This window comes from Achromobacter deleyi (assembly GCF_013116765.2).
Taxonomy (GTDB): Bacteria; Pseudomonadota; Gammaproteobacteria; order Burkholderiales; family Burkholderiaceae_B; genus Achromobacter; species Achromobacter deleyi_A.
Map to the genome: position 1 here is coordinate 4712704 of NZ_CP074375.1, position 15411 is coordinate 4728114.

The 15411-nt window shown below is 67.2% G+C and carries 12 protein-coding genes; 7 read left to right on the top strand and 5 right to left on the bottom strand.

Features of this window, described 5'->3' with window-relative positions; genetic code table 11:
* Positions 1-41 precede the first annotated feature (41 nt).
* The 3 genes from HLG70_RS21255 (at position 42) to HLG70_RS21265 (ending at position 5110) form a co-directional block, all read left to right on the top strand.
* A complete protein-coding gene (locus HLG70_RS21255) occupies positions 42-1649 on the top strand; it encodes a carboxyl transferase domain-containing protein (RefSeq protein WP_171666192.1) in 1608 nt (535 codons plus the stop codon).
* A 62-nt stretch (positions 1650-1711) separates the two neighbouring features.
* Positions 1712-3736, top strand: a complete 2025-nt coding sequence (locus HLG70_RS21260) for an acetyl/propionyl/methylcrotonyl-CoA carboxylase subunit alpha (protein ID WP_171666190.1) — start codon at positions 1712-1714, stop codon at positions 3734-3736.
* Between the two features lie 138 nt (positions 3737-3874).
* Positions 3875-5110: an MFS transporter gene (locus HLG70_RS21265; protein WP_171666188.1), complete on the top strand. Its 1236-nt coding sequence runs from the start codon at positions 3875-3877 to the stop codon at positions 5108-5110.
* On the opposite strand, the gene HLG70_RS21270 is transcribed toward HLG70_RS21265, so the two are convergent.
* Complete coding sequence (locus HLG70_RS21270) at positions 5107-5424, bottom strand: hypothetical protein (RefSeq protein ID WP_171666186.1); 318 nt, start codon at positions 5422-5424, stop codon at positions 5107-5109. The genes HLG70_RS21265 and HLG70_RS21270 overlap by 4 nt on opposite strands.
* Before the next feature lie 218 nt (positions 5425-5642).
* On the opposite strand from HLG70_RS21270, the gene HLG70_RS21275 reads away from it, so the two are divergent.
* On the top strand, positions 5643-8849 hold the full coding sequence (locus tag HLG70_RS21275) for an autotransporter outer membrane beta-barrel domain-containing protein (RefSeq protein ID WP_171666184.1): 3207 nt from the start codon (positions 5643-5645) through the stop codon (positions 8847-8849).
* A 76-nt stretch (positions 8850-8925) separates the two neighbouring features.
* Here the strand turns inward: HLG70_RS21275 and HLG70_RS21280 are convergent, their stop codons facing one another.
* Positions 8926-10047, bottom strand: coding sequence for a hypothetical protein (locus tag HLG70_RS21280; protein WP_171666182.1), 1122 nt, complete (start codon positions 10045-10047; stop codon positions 8926-8928).
* A 77-nt stretch (positions 10048-10124) separates the two neighbouring features.
* On the opposite strand from HLG70_RS21280, the gene HLG70_RS21285 reads away from it, so the two are divergent.
* The gene (locus tag HLG70_RS21285) at positions 10125-10736 is read left to right on the top strand and encodes an HD domain-containing protein (protein ID WP_171666180.1); all 612 of its coding nucleotides are present in this window, start codon (positions 10125-10127) and stop codon (positions 10734-10736) included.
* Positions 10737-10817: 81 nt separating this feature from the next.
* Here the strand turns inward: HLG70_RS21285 and HLG70_RS21290 are convergent, their stop codons facing one another.
* Both HLG70_RS21290 and HLG70_RS21295 read right to left on the bottom strand, forming a co-directional pair.
* Positions 10818-11372 (bottom strand): cytochrome b, encoded by a 555-nt coding sequence (locus tag HLG70_RS21290; protein WP_171666178.1) that lies wholly within the window; start codon positions 11370-11372, stop codon positions 10818-10820.
* Positions 11369-12472, bottom strand: a complete 1104-nt coding sequence (locus HLG70_RS21295; protein ID WP_171666176.1) for a catalase family peroxidase — start codon at positions 12470-12472, stop codon at positions 11369-11371. Before HLG70_RS21295 ends, HLG70_RS21290 begins: the two co-directional genes overlap by 4 nt.
* Positions 12473-12650: 178 nt before the next feature.
* On the opposite strand from HLG70_RS21295, the gene HLG70_RS21300 reads away from it, so the two are divergent.
* Positions 12651-13199 (top strand): sigma-70 family RNA polymerase sigma factor, encoded by a 549-nt coding sequence (locus HLG70_RS21300; RefSeq protein ID WP_419144828.1) that lies wholly within the window; start codon positions 12651-12653, stop codon positions 13197-13199.
* Positions 13196-13945 (top strand): anti-sigma factor family protein, encoded by a 750-nt coding sequence (locus HLG70_RS21305; RefSeq protein ID WP_171666172.1) that lies wholly within the window; start codon positions 13196-13198, stop codon positions 13943-13945. The genes HLG70_RS21300 and HLG70_RS21305 overlap by 4 nt, the downstream gene beginning before the upstream one ends.
* Positions 13946-14001: 56 nt before the next feature.
* Here the strand turns inward: HLG70_RS21305 and HLG70_RS21310 are convergent, their stop codons facing one another.
* On the bottom strand, positions 14002-15195 hold the full coding sequence (locus HLG70_RS21310; protein ID WP_171666170.1) for an acetylornithine transaminase: 1194 nt from the start codon (positions 15193-15195) through the stop codon (positions 14002-14004).
* Positions 15196-15411 lie beyond the last annotated feature (216 nt).

The following is a 15411-nucleotide window of genomic DNA, read 5'->3' on the forward strand; positions in this document are numbered from 1 at the left end:
AGCGCCTTCAAATTCCAAACTAGCAGGACGGGTGGAACCCCATGCCCATCATCGAATCCCGCATCAATACGCGGTCGCAGGACTACACCGACAATGCGCGCGCCATGCAGGCGCAACTGGACGATCTGAACCAGAAGCTGGCCCAGACCGCCCTGGGCGGCAGCGAAGCCGCGCGAGCCAAGCACGTGGCGCGCGGCAAGCTGCTGCCGCGCGACCGCGTGGAGAACCTGATCGACCCGGGCACCCCGTTCCTGGAGCTGTCGCCCATGGCGGCGCACGATATGTATGACGGCGACGCGCCGGGCGCGGGTGTCATCACCGGCATCGGCCGCGTGTCCGGCACGGAATGCGTGATCGTCTGCAATGACGCCACGGTCAAGGGCGGCACCTACTACCCGATGACGGTCAAGAAGCATCTGCGCGCGCAGGAAATCGCCGCGCAGAATCATCTGCCTTGCGTCTACCTGGTGGATTCCGGCGGCGCCAACCTGCCGCAGCAGGACGAGGTCTTTCCCGACCGCGAGCACTTCGGCCGCATCTTCTACAACCAGGCCCAGATGTCCGCTCAGGGCATCGCGCAGATCGCCGTGGTGATGGGTTCCTGCACCGCCGGCGGCGCCTACGTGCCCGCGATGAGCGACGAATCCATCATCGTGAAGAACCAGGGCACCATCTTCCTGGGCGGTCCGCCGCTGGTGAAGGCCGCCACGGGCGAAGAGGTCAGCGCCGAAGACCTGGGCGGCGGCGACGTCCACACGCGCCTGTCCGGCGTGGTAGACCATCTGGCCGCCAACGACATGCACGCGCTGCAGCTGGCGCGCAACGCCGTGGCCCGCCTGAACCGCAAGAAGCCCCAGCCGCTGGCGACCGTGCCCGTGCGCGAACCGCGCTACGACCCCAGCGAATTGAACGGCATCATCCCCGCCGACACCCGCAAGCCCTACGACGTGCGCGAAGTCATCGCGCGCATCGTGGACGGCTCGGAGTTCGACGAGTTCAAGGCGCGCTTCGGCCCCACGCTGATCACGGGCTTCGCGCACATCCACGGCATGCCGGTGGGCATCGTGGCGAACAACGGCATCCTGTTTTCCGAGTCCGCGCAGAAGGGCGCGCACTTCATCGAACTGTGCGCGCAGCGCAAGATCCCGCTGGTGTTCCTGCAGAACATCACGGGCTTCATGGTGGGACGCAAGTACGAAAACGAAGGCATCGCCCGCCACGGCGCGAAGATGGTCACGGCCGTGGCCACCGCCGCCGTGCCGAAGTTCACCGTGCTGATCGGCGGCTCCTTCGGCGCCGGAAACTACGGCATGTGCGGCCGCGCCTATTCGCCGCGCATGCTCTTCATGTGGCCCAACGCCCGCATCTCGGTCATGGGCGGCGAACAGGCGGCAAGCGTCCTGGCCACGGTCAAGCGCGACGGCATCGAGGCGCGCGGCGGCCAGTGGTCCGCCGACGAGGAGAACGCATTCAAGGCGCCCATCCGCGAGCAGTACGAACGCGAAGGCCATCCCTACTACGCCACCGCGCGCCTGTGGGACGACGGCATCATCGCGCCGGCCGACACGCGCCGCGTGCTGGGCCTGGCGCTGTCGGCGGCCTTGAACGCGCCGATCGAAGACACGCGGTTTGGCGTGTTCCGGATGTAGGTGAACCCTGATAGTGCGCAGAGCGCCTTAGTTCCAGAGATATTCCAGCCAGGATGACACTTATGTTCGACACTTTGCTGATTGCCAACCGCGGCGAAATCGCCTGCCGCGTCGCCGCCACCGCCCGCCGCATGGGCATCCGCACCGTCGCCGTGTACTCGGACGCGGACGCCAATGCGCGCCACGTCGCCGCCTGCGACCAGGCCGTGTACATCGGCGGCTCGGAGCCGCGCGCCAGTTACCTGCGTGGCGACGCCATCCTGCAGGCCGCGCTCGACACCGGCGCGGGCGCCATCCATCCCGGCTACGGCTTCCTGTCGGAAAACGAAGCCTTCGCCGAAGCCGCCGAAAAGGCCGGCATCTCCTTCGTCGGTCCGCCGGCGTCCGCCATAGCCGCCATGGGCAGCAAGTCCGCCGCGAAGACTTTGATGGACAAGGCTGGCGTGCCGCTGGTGCCCGGCTACCACGGCGACAACCAGGATCCGCAATTCCTCAAGGCGCAGGCCGACGGCATCGGCTATCCCGTGCTGATCAAGGCCAGCGCCGGCGGCGGCGGCAAGGGCATGCGCGTGGTGGAATCGTCCGGCGCCTTCCTGGATGCGCTGGCCTCCTGCCAGCGCGAGGCTGCTTCCAGCTTCGGCGATGACCGCGTGCTGATCGAACGCTATCTGCAGAAGCCGCGCCACATCGAAATCCAGGTCTTCGCCGACACGCACGGCAACTGCGTCTACCTGTTCGAGCGCGACTGCTCGGTGCAGCGCCGCCACCAGAAAGTCATCGAAGAAGCGCCCGCCCCCGGCATGACCGAAGAGCGCCGCCGCGCCATGGGCGAAGCAGCGGTCGCCGCCGCTCGCGCCGTGGGCTACGTGGGCGCGGGCACGGTGGAGTTCATCGCCGAACCCGACGGCCGCTTCTACTTCATGGAAATGAACACGCGCCTGCAGGTCGAACACCCGGTGACCGAAATGATCACCGGCCACGACCTGGTCGAATGGCAATTGCGCGTGGCCGCCGGCCAGCCGCTGCCGGCGCGCCAGGAAGACCTGCGCATCAACGGCCACGCCATCGAGGCCCGCATCTACGCCGAGAACCCGGAGAAGGGCTTCCTGCCGTCCATCGGCACGCTGGCCTACCTGGGCCTGCCGGCCCACACCGCATTCACCAACGGCGAGATCCGCGTGGATGGCGGGGTCCGCATGGGCGACACCATCACGCCGTTCTACGACCCCATGATCGCCAAGCTGATCGTGCACGGCGCCGACCGCGACCAGGCCCGCGCCCGCATGCTGCAGGCGCTGGCGCAAACACAGGCCGTGGGCGTGCAGACCAACGTCGCCTTCCTGTCGCGCCTGATGAAGGACAGCGCCTTTGCCGCGGCCGACCTGGACACCGGCCTGATCGAACGCCAGCGCGCCACGCTGCTGCCCGAACCCGAAGCCGCCAGCGCGGCCACGCTGGCGCTGGCCTCGGCCGCCGTGCTGGTGCGCCAGGGCCTGGCCCAGCCCGGTGCGCAAGCCGCCGGCAAGAGCCCCGGCGACCCCTGGGACGCGCGCGACGGCTGGCGGCTGGGCAACCAGTACCAGCGCCACCTGCAATGGGTGGACAACGGCGAGACGCGCCGCGTCACCGTGGCCCGGCAGGGCGGCGCCTGGACGCTGGACACCGGCGCCGGCCCGCAGCCCTTCCTATGGCGCGCGCACGCCAGCGCCAACCCGAACCTGGCCTACGGCCTGCGCATCACCCTGGAAGGCCACGAGAGCGCCGGCACGGTCGTGCTGCACGCGGACCGCGCCTACGTCTTCGGCGAAGGCGGCGTGCACGTCCTGGACCTCTACGACGCGCTGACGCACTCCCAGGACACGCAGGGCGAGCACGGCGCCGGCCTGATGGCGCCCATGCCTGGCAAGATCATCTCGATCTCGGTCAAGGCCGGCGACACGGTAGAGAAAGGCCAGCCGCTGCTGGTCATGGAAGCGATGAAGATGGAGCACACCATCTCCGCGACGGCCGATGGCAAGGTGGCGGAAGTGTTCTACGGCGTCGGCGATCAAGTGACTGAAGGCGCCGAACTGGTCTCGATCGAATAAGGGCTTGCAGCCGCCGCGGCTCCGGACATTCGCGTCCGGGGCCGCGACCCTCGTTCGGACGCCGGCGTCCCCGGTTTAGCTGCCCGTCAGGCCCCGCCGCCTAGAATCGGGCTTCCGCCCGCGCGTCACGCAGCCCCCATGCCTGTCCCCGACTCCCCCAGTCCGCTCTCCCGCCCCCCATTCCTGCACTTCCTGTTCGCGCGCATCAGCGCGTCGCTGGCGTTCCAGATCGTCTCGGTGGCGGTGGGCTGGCAGATCTATGCGCTGTCGGGCAGCGCCATGGACCTGGGGCTGATCGGACTGGCGCAGTTCCTGCCCATGGCGGCGCTGACCCTGGTCGTGGGCCACGTGGCCGACCGCTACGACCGCCGCAAGATCGTCGCCATCTGCATGGCGCTGGAAACGCTGGCCACGCTGGTGCTGGCGATCGCCGCATTGCACGGCGTGGGCGGCAAGACGCTGATCTACGCCACCATCATCATCATGAGTTCGGCGCGCGCCTTCGAAGCCCCCACCTTGTCCACACTGATTCCGGCGGTGGTGCCGCGCGAATGGCTGCCGCGCGCCACCGCCCTGTCGTCCTCGGGCGGACAGATCGCGCAGATCGCCGGTCCGGCACTGGGCGGCATCGGCTACGGGCTGGGGGCAGGGTGGATCTATTGCGTGGCGGCGGCCCTGTACCTGACCGCCTTCGCGTCCATCGCCACGCTGGTCATCGAACGTGCGCCGCCGCGCAAGGAACCGACCACCTGGCGCACCCTGTTCGCGGGCATCACCTTCATCTTCCAACGGCGGCTGCTGCTGGGCACCTTGTCGCTGGACCTGTTCGCCGTGCTGCTGGGCGGGGCAACCGCCTTGCTACCCATCTTCGCCAAGGACATCCTGAACGCCGGGCCCTGGGCCCTGGGCGCCTTGCGGGCCGCGCCAGCCTGCGGCGCGGCGCTGATGTCGCTGACGCTGGCGCGCCTGAGCCTGGGCGGAAACGTGGGACGCCTGCTGTTCGGTTCGCTGATCCTGTTCGGGCTGGCAACCACGGTGTTCGGCCTGTCGACGTCGATACCGCTATCGGTGGCCGCGCTGGTGGTGCTGGGCGCGGCGGATGCGGTGAGCGTGGTGGTGCGGTCGTCGCTGGTGCAGCTGAATACGCCGGATCACATGCTGGGGCGGGTCAGCGCGGTGAATACGTTATTCATCGGCGCTTCGAATCAGCTTGGGGAGTTTGAGTCCGGTCTGACGGCGGAATTGTTCGGGGCCGTTCCGGCGGTGGTGATCGGCGGGATGGGGACGATCGCGGTGGCGGGGCTTTGGATGCGGTGGTTCCCGGAGCTGAGAAAGCTCAAGACGCTGCATGGGAATGAGGCGGTGCCGGGTTAAGGCTGATCGCCATGGAAGCACTCCCATGCTTCCTCCTCGATGTTCCTGATCACACCTCCGTCTTCACCAGAAATGGTGAACTGCTCCTGGCTGCCCCCGATGCTGGCCGCGCCGTCCAAGCCCAGCAGCAGCGCATACATCGTGTCTCCGATCACGCTGTCGAGGATGTCCCGCAACTGCGCTGATTGCCCGGCGGACAATCCCAGTGCCTGCACCTTGGCCGCGACTTCGCTGCCAGCTCCTTGCGCCATGAATGCGTCGAGCAGCTCGGCCCTGAGCGTATTCCAGTTGGCGACGAATTCCTTTCCGTCCATTTCGTTCCTTTTCACGTTTTTCCGCTTGTGGCTGCGCAAGCCGGCTTGCATCGGCGGGGCCCAAAGCAAGGGCCGCGACGCAGCCTCGAATCTTAAGGTGTCGGACGCTTGTGCCTGCGTTGGCAACATGTCGTGATTGACGGAACGTTCGCGCAGCGCCTCGTCCCGTCACCGACGCGCTACGGAACGAATGCCGGCCCGTTGTTACTCAGCAGGATATGACTCCCTTCCCGCGTGCCCGGCTCACCCTCCCTAGCGCTTCCATCGCCGCATCCCGCCGCTCCCTGTCGCATATCGGACGTGGCAAGACCCTCTGGCGCCTGTCACCCGGCTGCTTCGCGCTGGCCGCCGCTCTGCTGGGTCCGCTTATGGTCGGGCCCGCGCAGGCCGACAGCTATCTGATCGGCACGGGCGGCGACGGCGCCGTGGCCGCCCAGCCAGGGGGCAATGGCGTGGGCGGCAACGGCGGCGGCGGCGGTATCGGCGGAGGGGGAGCCGGCGGCACCTGGCCTCATGGCGGTGGCGCAGGCGGCGGCGTGGAAGCCGGCGGATCCCTGGATCCCACCGGCTATGGTGGCAGCAATCCCGGGCCCGACGGCGGGGTGGGCGGCTACGTCGGCGGCACCAGCGCCGGCGGCGGCGTCGGCGTAGGCGGTGGTGGCGGCGGCGGCCCGCACCCGCTGGGCACGGACGCGGGCGGCGGTGGCGCCGGACTGGGCGGAGGCGGCGGCGAATCGCTGGGCGGCATACCCGGCGCTAGCGGAGGCGCGCTGCGTGATATTTTCGGCGTACTCGTACCCGCCAGCTCACCGGGCCGAGGTGCGCCGGTCGCCAGCGGCGCGTCGACCTCCACCGCGCGTACCTACGATTTTGTTGGCGTGGGCGGTGGCGGTGGTGGCGCCTCGGATGCCGCCGCCGGTGGCAATGGTGCCGGCGGGTCCTTGGGGTTCTCTGGCGCGCGCATGACTGTAAACCGGTCGGTTTTGATCGGCGGCGGCGGCGGCGGCGGATCGTTGAACTATGCGGGCGGGAGAGGCGGCGACGGCGCCCTGTTCCTGTCCCACGGCGCGGAACTGGTAGTCGCTGAGCAGCTTCTGATCGGCGGCTCCAACGGCGGCGGCAACCCTGCCATGACGACTGGCGGCCTGGGCGGCGCCGGCACACTCACGATGACCGATGCCAGCGTCGTCATCGGCGCGGGTGGCCGCTTGCGGCTGGGCGCGGGCAGCGGTGCCGCAGGCGGCAGGTCGGGAGTGCTATCGCTGGGCCCAGGAACGCTGCAATTCGGCGCCGGCGCGACCTTCGTCATCAACGACAACGGCACCTTGCGATTCGGCGGCGCGCCGGGCTCGAGCACGGGGGCCGGCAGCATCGCCGGCCTGGACACTTTGCAGAACGACGGCAGCATCGAGTTCAACCAGCCGGGCACCGCCCTGCTACAGACCAAGATCGCCGGCTCGGGCAGGTTGCTCACGACCAGCGGCATCACCTACCTGACGGGCGAGAACACCTACACGGGCGGCACCACGGTCGCCGCCGGCTCCACCCTGAACATCGGCGCGAACGGCGCTTCGGGCAGTCTGACGGGGCCGGTCGCGGTCAACGGCACCCTGGTCTTCAGCCGCAGCAATGCGAGCGTCTTTGGCGGCACCCTCACTGGGGCCGGCCAGGTGGACAAACTCGGCGCGGGCACACTCACCGTGTATGGGTCGCACCCGTTCGCCGGACAGATCCTGACCGGCGCTGGCACCCTGAACTTCGAAGGCTCGGCCCCGAACGCCCGCTTCGTTGCGGCCAGCGGCGGCGTCCTCAGCGGCACAGGCTTGCTGGGCACGGCCTCTATTGCATCGGGCGGCGTGCATGCGCCGGGCAATCCCCTGGGCACCCAAACCGTCGCCGGCGCCTACAAGAACAGCGGCACCCTGCGCATCGCCGCCACGCCCACGGCCAACGCCAGCCTCACGGCGCTGGGCACGGTCGAGCTCGACAACACCACGCTGGCGCTGGCGCTCAGCCCCATCGATGCGGCGTCCTGGGTTCCTTCCGTCACGCCAGTGGTGATCGTGGACAAGCAAAGCGCGGGCGCCATCGCCGGCGGCATCGGGCGCATCGACAATCCCTTGCTGTTTCTCGACGCCGAGGTCAGCGCCACGGGCGGGGACGGCAACGACCTGACTTACCGCCTCATACCCAAGCCGGTAACCGAGCCAGGGACAGGTACGGAGCCTGGAACCGGCACGGAACCTGGAACGGGCACGCAGCCTGGCGGCGTAAGCTTCACCGCTTTCGCCGGCTCGGCCAACCAGCGCGCCGTCGCGGCTGCCGCGCAGCGCCTGCCCCAAACCAGCGAAGTATGGCGCGCGCTCGCGCTTTCGACCGACGTGGACGACTACCGGCAAGCGCTGGACGCCTTGTCGGGCGACATGTACGCCAGCGTCAACTCGGCCCTGCTGAGCACGGGCTCGACCGCCATGCGACGCGGCCTGGACGGCATGCGCGGCAATCTTTCGGCCCTCATGCTGCCGGGCGCGGCCACCGCCGCGGCAGGGGCAAGCGATGCACCTCCCTCCGCCAGCGTCTTGCCAAGGTCGGCCGCGCAGCCTGTCTGGGCAGAGGTCGAGGGCGACTGGCGTCGCCTGGGCAGCGATGGCAACGCGCCCGCCCTCACACAGCAAACCACGACGCTGACCCTCGGCGGCGACATGAACGTGGGCAGCGGCTGGCGCCTGGGCACGGCCTTCGGCTACGCCGACAGCAAGCTCAAGGCGGACAGCCGCGCCGCGACTGCCGACACGCAGAGCTATACCGCCGCGCTGTATGGCGGCAAGGCTTTCGAAATGGGCTCGGGTGCGCTGAACGTACTGGCCGGCACCGCGTACTCGTGGCATGACATCGCCACGCGGCGCCAGATCGGCTACGGCAGCCTGGCGCAGACCCTAACGGCCGATTACAACGCCTCGACCACCCAATTGTTCGCCGAGGTGGGCTATGCCCTGCCGCTCACGCCGCACGTCACGCTCGAACCCTTCGCGGGGCTGTCGTGGAGCAACCTGCGCACGCGCGGCTTCTCGGAATCGGGCGGATCGGCAGCACTGTCGGCTCAACGCCAGAGCCAGACCTTGACCTCCTCGCTGGCAGGCCTGCGGGCAGGCTGGCAGGTGCCGGACTCGGCCATCGCGCTGCGCGGCATGCTGGGCTGGCGGCATGCCTACGGCAGCGTCCGGCCCAGCACCTCGCTCGCCTTCGACAGCGGCGACAGCTTCTCGGTGACCGGCACGCCGATTGCGCGCGATGCCGCGCGCGTGGAGTTCGGCGCCGATGTGGCCACCATTCGCAACCTCACGATCGGCCTGGGCTATGCCGGCGAATTCGGCGGCGGCAACCGCCAGCACGCCGGCACGGTGGACATGCGCTGGCGTTTCTGAGCCGGTATGGGAACTGGGGGCTGCGGGTCGAAGGAACCCTGACCACTGATCCGGACCGCAGCCGGCCACCATTCATTCACCGTTGCTGCGAGCACATGGTGGCCCGGTGCCTGGCGATGTAGGCCTGGGCCTGCTTCCACATCCAGTTGTGCGCATCGACCGGCACTGTCGCGACCTCGTCGGAAGCGAGGTCGCCAAAGTAGTAGGCAATCTTCCGACCCAACAATTCCTCGGCGCTCAGCGTGTGCAGGTCCTTCTCCTCGACCCGGCCTCTGCGCTGATAGGCAGTCAATGCCCGCATCCCCTGGCCGAATCTCTGATTGAACGGATCCTCGGCCATCGAGCGGAACCACGCTTGCGGCACAACCGACCAGTAAGCCTTCAAGACTTGATTGGCCGACTTGTCCAGCCAATATGCCACCTCGTACCACTGCTCGATCTGGCCTGGATCCAACGGAATCTCCGTACCCAGAGACTCGAACAGTGCCGCCTGGGCCGGATCGACATGGGCAATGGCCTTGACGATAGGATCGAGCTGGCCGGCCTGAACCAGCGCCGCCTTGAGCGCCATCAGCGCGGCCACGTTCTGCTGGCCGCTGGATACATCCACGGCGTGCTCCAGGTATTGAACCAGGTTCGCGCCCACATCCCGGGCGTTGCGCAGCGGCAAGGTGTCGTCGGCCGTCAGCCAGCGCAGGGAGCGTTGATACTCGGCCTCCGTCAATTGGTCGATGGCCCACAGCGCGGCAGTATTGGTCATCGCACTTGCAGGCCCCGGACTCTGCAGATAGCGCCGGTAAGCCCCGCCGACCGTCTCGACGTAAGCGCGATAGGCGGGGTCGAGCAGCCGTTCACCCCCGGGCTTGGCGCAGCGCGCGAACAGGACGGCGCGCTGCAACTGCGGTTCAATGTGAATCAAGACGACGTAGCGCTCGTGCCAGGCCGTGTGGGCCGGGCTCGGATTCTGCTGCGCGTCCAGGAACTTCTGCTGGCGCGGCGTGATCGTCGGCGTCGCCGCTTGCGCGAGCAACGGCCAGGCTAGCGCAAGCACAGCGGCCCCGAACCACTTCCTGCTTTTATCCGTCATCATTTCATCGTGTTGTCTGTCAGATCGATGGTCCGATTCTAGGTCTGGCGCGCGCGAGTCAATTCGTCGAAAAGCGGCTTTCCAGCTGGGGGTCGAGACTACAATTTCCATGTCCGCTTTCAAGCTGACGCTCACAGTCCCCGCAGCCGTTGCGCAAACCACGAAGCCACCTTTAGACGTAGAAGACCATGCAACCGAACACACTGGAAAAGCAGCTGAGCTTTCTAAGGGAAATCGACCGGCTGAAAAGCGTCGTACGGCAATCGCCGCTGCTTGATAAAAGCCGGAAGGAAAATTCCGCCGAGCATTCCTGGCACCTGGCGATGTACGCCCTGATACTGAACGAGTACGCCTGCGGCTCCGTGAATACGGATCGGGTCATACGGATGCTCTTGCTGCATGACGTGGTCGAGATAGATGTCGGGGACTTTCCGATCCACGGCGGGTCGTCGAGCCAATTGCAGGCCGAACAGGAATCCCGAGCAGCGGCGCGCTTGTTTGGCTTGCTGCCGCCGCAACAAGGCAACGAATTTCTAAGCCTGTGGCAAGAATTCGAGCGCGCCGAGACAGAAGACGCGAAGTTCGCCAAAGCGCTCGATCGCTTTCAGCCGCTTCTCATCAATATATTCACCGGCGGAGGAACCTGGGCGGAGAACGGCGTTTCGCTTGAGCAGGTCCTTGCCCGGTACGGTCCTGTCATCCAGCGAGGCGCACCCCAGCTGTGGGCCGTGTGCGAGCAATGGGTGGCCCGGCATTTTTCAGAGCAGACGCCGGGGACAGGCACGCCGGTGGAGCATTAGGACAGCGCCGCATGAAGGGCTGGCAGGAAGCCCGGCAGGCGGCGAACCTGCCGGGCCCTGCGCCCATGACCAGGAATTCGATCAGCGGCCGCGCGTCATCGATTCCAGCACACCGTCACGCCGTATCCAGCCATGGAACAACGCGGCGGCAAGATGCAGCAGCACCGTAGCAAAGAGCAGAAAGGCAAGATAGCGGTGCGCGCCACGCAGCCAGCTGAACAAGGCCGCGTTGGCGGGCGCAATGGCCGGCAATTGCCAGCCGCCCGCCATGACCGGATAGCCTCCGGCCGACACCATCGCCCAGCCGATGAGCGGCATCGCGAACATCAGCGCGTACAACAGGATGTGCGAGGCCAGCGCCGCCTGGCGCTGCCAGGCCGGAAGCGCGGCAGGCAAGGCCGGAACCCCTTTGTACAGCCGCGTGCCCAGGCGTATGCAAACCAGCGCCAGCAGCGCCACGCCCAGGGGTTTATGGATTTGCATCAACCACTGGTGCCGCTCGGATACCGAAGCCACCATGCCCACGCCGATGAACAGCATTGCGACAATGCCGATCGCCATCGTCCAATGCAGCAAGCGTGCAAACAGGCTGAACCTGGCCGGAGATCGTTGAACAGAATAGGCTGGCTGGCTCATTGCGCGCGCTCCGCTTGGGTCGAATGGGATGAGGCCTTGGCGGCTTGGGGCGGGCCTTCGCCGGTGCGGCGCTCATAGGACGCGGCATAGGCGGCCGAACGCGCCGGCACCAGCGGGTCGTCGGAAAGGGCAATGCCTCGCGGCAGCACGGTAGGGTCATAATTCACGTCGCGGCAAGGGCCGTCTTCTTGCGAGACACTGCGCGTTATCACCACGATGCCTGCGTCGACGGTGGTGCGATCCGCCGGCCACTGCCTGGTCGCGTCGCTGGTGGGGTCGCCGGCCGCTCCCAACGTCACCAGCAGGCGCCAGCGCAAAGGCCCTTGCGCCAAACGCTGCTCCAGGTCAGCCTGCAGGTAGTCGGCATCATGCTGCGGCTGGGCCGCTTGCGCCGCCGCTGCGTCCAATGGCGCCAGCTGCCAGCGCACGGGGCGCCGCGTGCCTTGCGCATCGACAAGATAAAAGGCATTCAGGCCGTAGTAGCTTTCGGTGGCATAGCTGGCCGAAGGTTGGGCTGTCTTGGCCCATGCCCGGAATGCCGCCGTCTCGGGGTGCGCCCCGAAGAAGGCCTGCATGCGCTGCGGATCGGGCTTGCCCGTCTTGGGATCGGGGCGAGCGGCAAGCTGCTGCTCGTAGAAAGCCTGCGGCGTTGCCAGCGGGAACACTGGCATGCTGTTCATGCCGGTGCGCCACTGTTCACCATCGAGGGAACTGAACTGAAGTGCAAAACTGCGGATGGGAACGCTGGAATCCGACGCATAAGGATTGCCGCCCGGCAAGGCCAGCCGCCCCACCACCGGGGTGTTGCCCGAAGCGAACACCGCTGCCGTGGATAGGGAATGCGCCGCGCCGCTGCTTTCGAACTGCCCAACCACACAGACCCCTTTTGCATGATTGCGGCGAAAGCCCGCGTGGACGCCGCTGTTGGCTTCCAGGGCATCCACCACCCGGTCCGGGGTCAGCCGCTGCGGGTCCAGCCAGCCGCCCACATACGCGAACGCGGCGCCAGAGGAAAGCACGATGGCGCCGATCGCCGCCAGGCGCAAGCAGGTTTGCCGGGCATCGGGCGGCCGGGCGTCGCGTTTGGGTCCTTGCTGCATAAGGCTCCTTGCCCATAGGGCGCTGAATACCCCAGTAAGACGCCGGGCCAAAAAAGTTATTCCCCCAGGGAATAAACCCGCCTGGGCGGCGTCTTACTGTATTGGCCTGTAAGCTTGTGAGGTCACGGGTGCAGGCCCGGACAGGAACCCCACCATGATTCGACCGGTACGCTTGCCTATGCACGATCCGGTATCCACCGACGACGACGCCCTACAAGCGGACGAGTTGTCCGACGCCGTGCTGCGCCAGCTCTTGCCGCGCCTGCGGCGGTTTGCCTTGCGCCTGACGCGCGACCCTGTCTCGGCCGACGACCTGGTGCAGTCCACGCTGGAAAGAGCCCTGACGCGCTGGCGCGGCCGCCGTCCGCAAGGCAATGTGCGGGCCTGGCTGTTCACGATCCTGTACCGCCAGTTTCTCGATTCCCAGCGCCGGTCGCGCCGTTATGCGCGACTGCTCGATTGGTTCGCCGGGTCCGACGCGGCGGCGCCCTCGGCGGAGCGCGAAGTGATTGCACGGTCTTCGCTGGACGTCTTCGAACGTCTGCCCGAGGCCCAGCGCACACTGCTGTGGCTGGTCTGCGTGGAAGGCATGAGCTACAAGGCCGTGGCCGACCTGTTCGACGTTCCGCTGGGCACGGTGATGTCGCGCCTGTCGCGCGCGCGCAGCGCATTGCGCGACTTGAACGAGGGCCAGGCCGGCGAGGCCCATCTGAGGATACTGAAATGAATAAACGCTCTATCGACGATATGGCGCGCAACGCGTTTGTGGATGGCCAGCTCGATCCCTTGCAGCAGCAAGCGATGCAGGCCTACCTGCGAGCGCATCCCGAAGAGGCGCAAGAGCTCGCCGCCTGGCAGCGCGATGCGCAGCGGCTGCGCGCGATTGCCAGCCAGGACAGCTTGCCGCGCAATCCCGAACTGGATCCCGCCGCGGTGCGCACGCGGCTTCGCAGCCGCTCACGGCGCCGTCTGGCGATGGCAGCCAGCCTGGTCGTGGCGCTGGCGATAGGCGGCATCACGGGCTGGAGCGTGCACGATACCGCCGCGGCAAACCGGATACTGCCCATGCAGGATGCGATGCAGGCCTATCGCATGTTCGCCTCGGCTGACGCCCCGCGCCCGGATGTGCGCGCCGATGCCGACGATCTGCAAGGCTGGCTGGACGATTACTTCGCCCATGCCGAGCGTATGCCGAACTTGAGCGCCAGCGGCTTTACGCCTGTTGCCGCGCGCCTGTTGGCCACCGACCAGGGACCGGCCGCCATCGTGATCTACGAGAACGCCGGACAGCGCGCCACGTTCTACATCCGCCCGCCCGGGCCGGGCAAGCAGTTCCTGCCGCAGGGCAGCCGCCGCGACGGCGATCTGCTTGCCCGCTACTGGTCGGGGCAGGGATACAACTATGCGCTGGTCACCTCGGGGGATGACGTAGCGGGCCAGCCCTTGCCGCCTTCCGGCACCGTACGCAGCTAGGCAAAAACAAGGGCCGCAGACAGCGGCCCTTGCTATTCACTGCCGAACAAGCCCGATCAGGCCTTGCGCACCTGCGCAATCAGGCCGTCCAGTTGCGTGAGCATCGTGTCGATTTCGTCGGCCGTCACGTTCAATGCCGGCATGAAGCGCAGCAGATTCGCACGCGGCGCATTCAGCAGCAGACCTTGCGGGTTCAGGTTGCGGGCGGCCTCGACGATCGCCGGGCCGTCGTCGCGGTCCATGATCAGGGCGCGCAGCAGGCCCATGCCGCGCTCGCCCTTCATGCCGTACTTGGCCGACAGGGCCAGGAGGCCTTCCGACAACTGCTTGGCGCGCGCATTGACGGACTCCATGAAGCCCGGCGCAACCAGCGCGTCGAACACGGCCACGCCGACCGCGGTGGTCAGCGGATTACCGTTGTACGTGCCGCCCTGGTCCCCGTGCGAGAACACGCAGACTTCCTGGCGCGCCAGCAGCGCGGCCAGCGGCACGCCGCCGCCAATGCCCTTGGCGAGCGTCATGATGTCGGGGATGACGTCCGACTGCTGGTAGGCGAACATCGAGCCGGTACGGCCCATGCCGGTCTGCACTTCGTCGACGATGAAGAGCAGCTTGTGCTCGTCGGCCAGCTTGCGCAGGCCCTGCATGAATTCCTTGGTGGCGGGCATGACGCCGGCCTCGCCTTGCACCGGTTCCAGCATGATGGCGACCGTCTGGTCGTCGATCAGCGCGCGCACCGATTCCAGGTCGTTCAGTTCGGCCTTGGGGAAACCTTCCACCTGCGGGGCGAACATCTTGTCCCAGCCCGGCTTGCCCGACGCGGACATGGTCGCCAGCGTGCGGCCGTGGAAGCCGTGGTTCATGGTGATGATCTTATAGGCGCCTTTCTTGTGCACCTGACCCCATTTGCGCGCCAGCTTGATGGCGCCTTCGTTGGCCTCGCCGCCGCTGTTGGCGAAGAACACGCGGTCAAAGCAGGACGCGCCGGTCAGGCGCTGGGCCAGCTCGATGGACGGAATGTTGTAGAACGCCGGCGACGGGTTCATCAGCTTTTGCGACTGTTCCACCAGGGCGCGCTGCATTTCCGGGGCGCAATGACCCAGCGTGTTCACCGCCCAGCCCTGCACGAAGTCCAGGTATCGCTTGCCCGCGTGATCCTCCAGCCAGGACCCCTGGCCGCGCACGAACACGAGGTCCGGACGGGAGGTGATCTCCATGAGGGTGTTGACGTTGAACTGGCTGAATTCCATGGCGGTTCCTGCGGGATGTAAGGACAGGGGTGAAGGAGACTTCTTCGGGAAGTTTCGGGGGAAACGCGAAAAGGCAAATGTAGCACCGACAGGGGGATGCTATCGTGACGCATCCCCCTCCGATTCGCCCCGGGCCGCCTCAAAAGGGCCACCAGCGCGGGCGCTCTATTTTATGCAGGTGGCGCGCCCTCTGCGCGCAGCCCGTTGTCGCTTTTT

Excerpts from the sequence above, each read along its gene's own strand:
- HLG70_RS21270 (WP_171666186.1), bottom strand. The coding sequence starts at position 5,424 with ATGGACGGAAAGGAATTCGTCGCCAACTGGAATACGCTCAGGGCCGAG.
- HLG70_RS21285 (WP_171666180.1), top strand. The coding sequence starts at position 10,125 with ATGCAACCGAACACACTGGAAAAGCAGCTGAGCTTTCTAAGGGAAATC.
- HLG70_RS21275 (WP_171666184.1), top strand. The coding sequence starts at position 5,643 with ATGACTCCCTTCCCGCGTGCCCGGCTCACCCTCCCTAGCGCTTCCATC.
- HLG70_RS21255 (WP_171666192.1), top strand. The coding sequence starts at position 42 with ATGCCCATCATCGAATCCCGCATCAATACGCGGTCGCAGGACTACACC.
- HLG70_RS21300 (WP_419144828.1), top strand. The coding sequence starts at position 12,651 with ATGCACGATCCGGTATCCACCGACGACGACGCCCTACAAGCGGACGAG.
- HLG70_RS21310 (WP_171666170.1), bottom strand. The coding sequence starts at position 15,195 with ATGGAATTCAGCCAGTTCAACGTCAACACCCTCATGGAGATCACCTCC.
- HLG70_RS21305 (WP_171666172.1), top strand. The coding sequence starts at position 13,196 with ATGAATAAACGCTCTATCGACGATATGGCGCGCAACGCGTTTGTGGAT.
- HLG70_RS21260 (WP_171666190.1), top strand. The coding sequence starts at position 1,712 with ATGTTCGACACTTTGCTGATTGCCAACCGCGGCGAAATCGCCTGCCGC.
- HLG70_RS21295 (WP_171666176.1), bottom strand. The coding sequence starts at position 12,472 with ATGCAGCAAGGACCCAAACGCGACGCCCGGCCGCCCGATGCCCGGCAA.
- HLG70_RS21290 (WP_171666178.1), bottom strand. The coding sequence starts at position 11,372 with ATGAGCCAGCCAGCCTATTCTGTTCAACGATCTCCGGCCAGGTTCAGC.
- HLG70_RS21280 (WP_171666182.1), bottom strand. The coding sequence starts at position 10,047 with ATGGAAATTGTAGTCTCGACCCCCAGCTGGAAAGCCGCTTTTCGACGA.
- HLG70_RS21265 (WP_171666188.1), top strand. The coding sequence starts at position 3,875 with ATGCCTGTCCCCGACTCCCCCAGTCCGCTCTCCCGCCCCCCATTCCTG.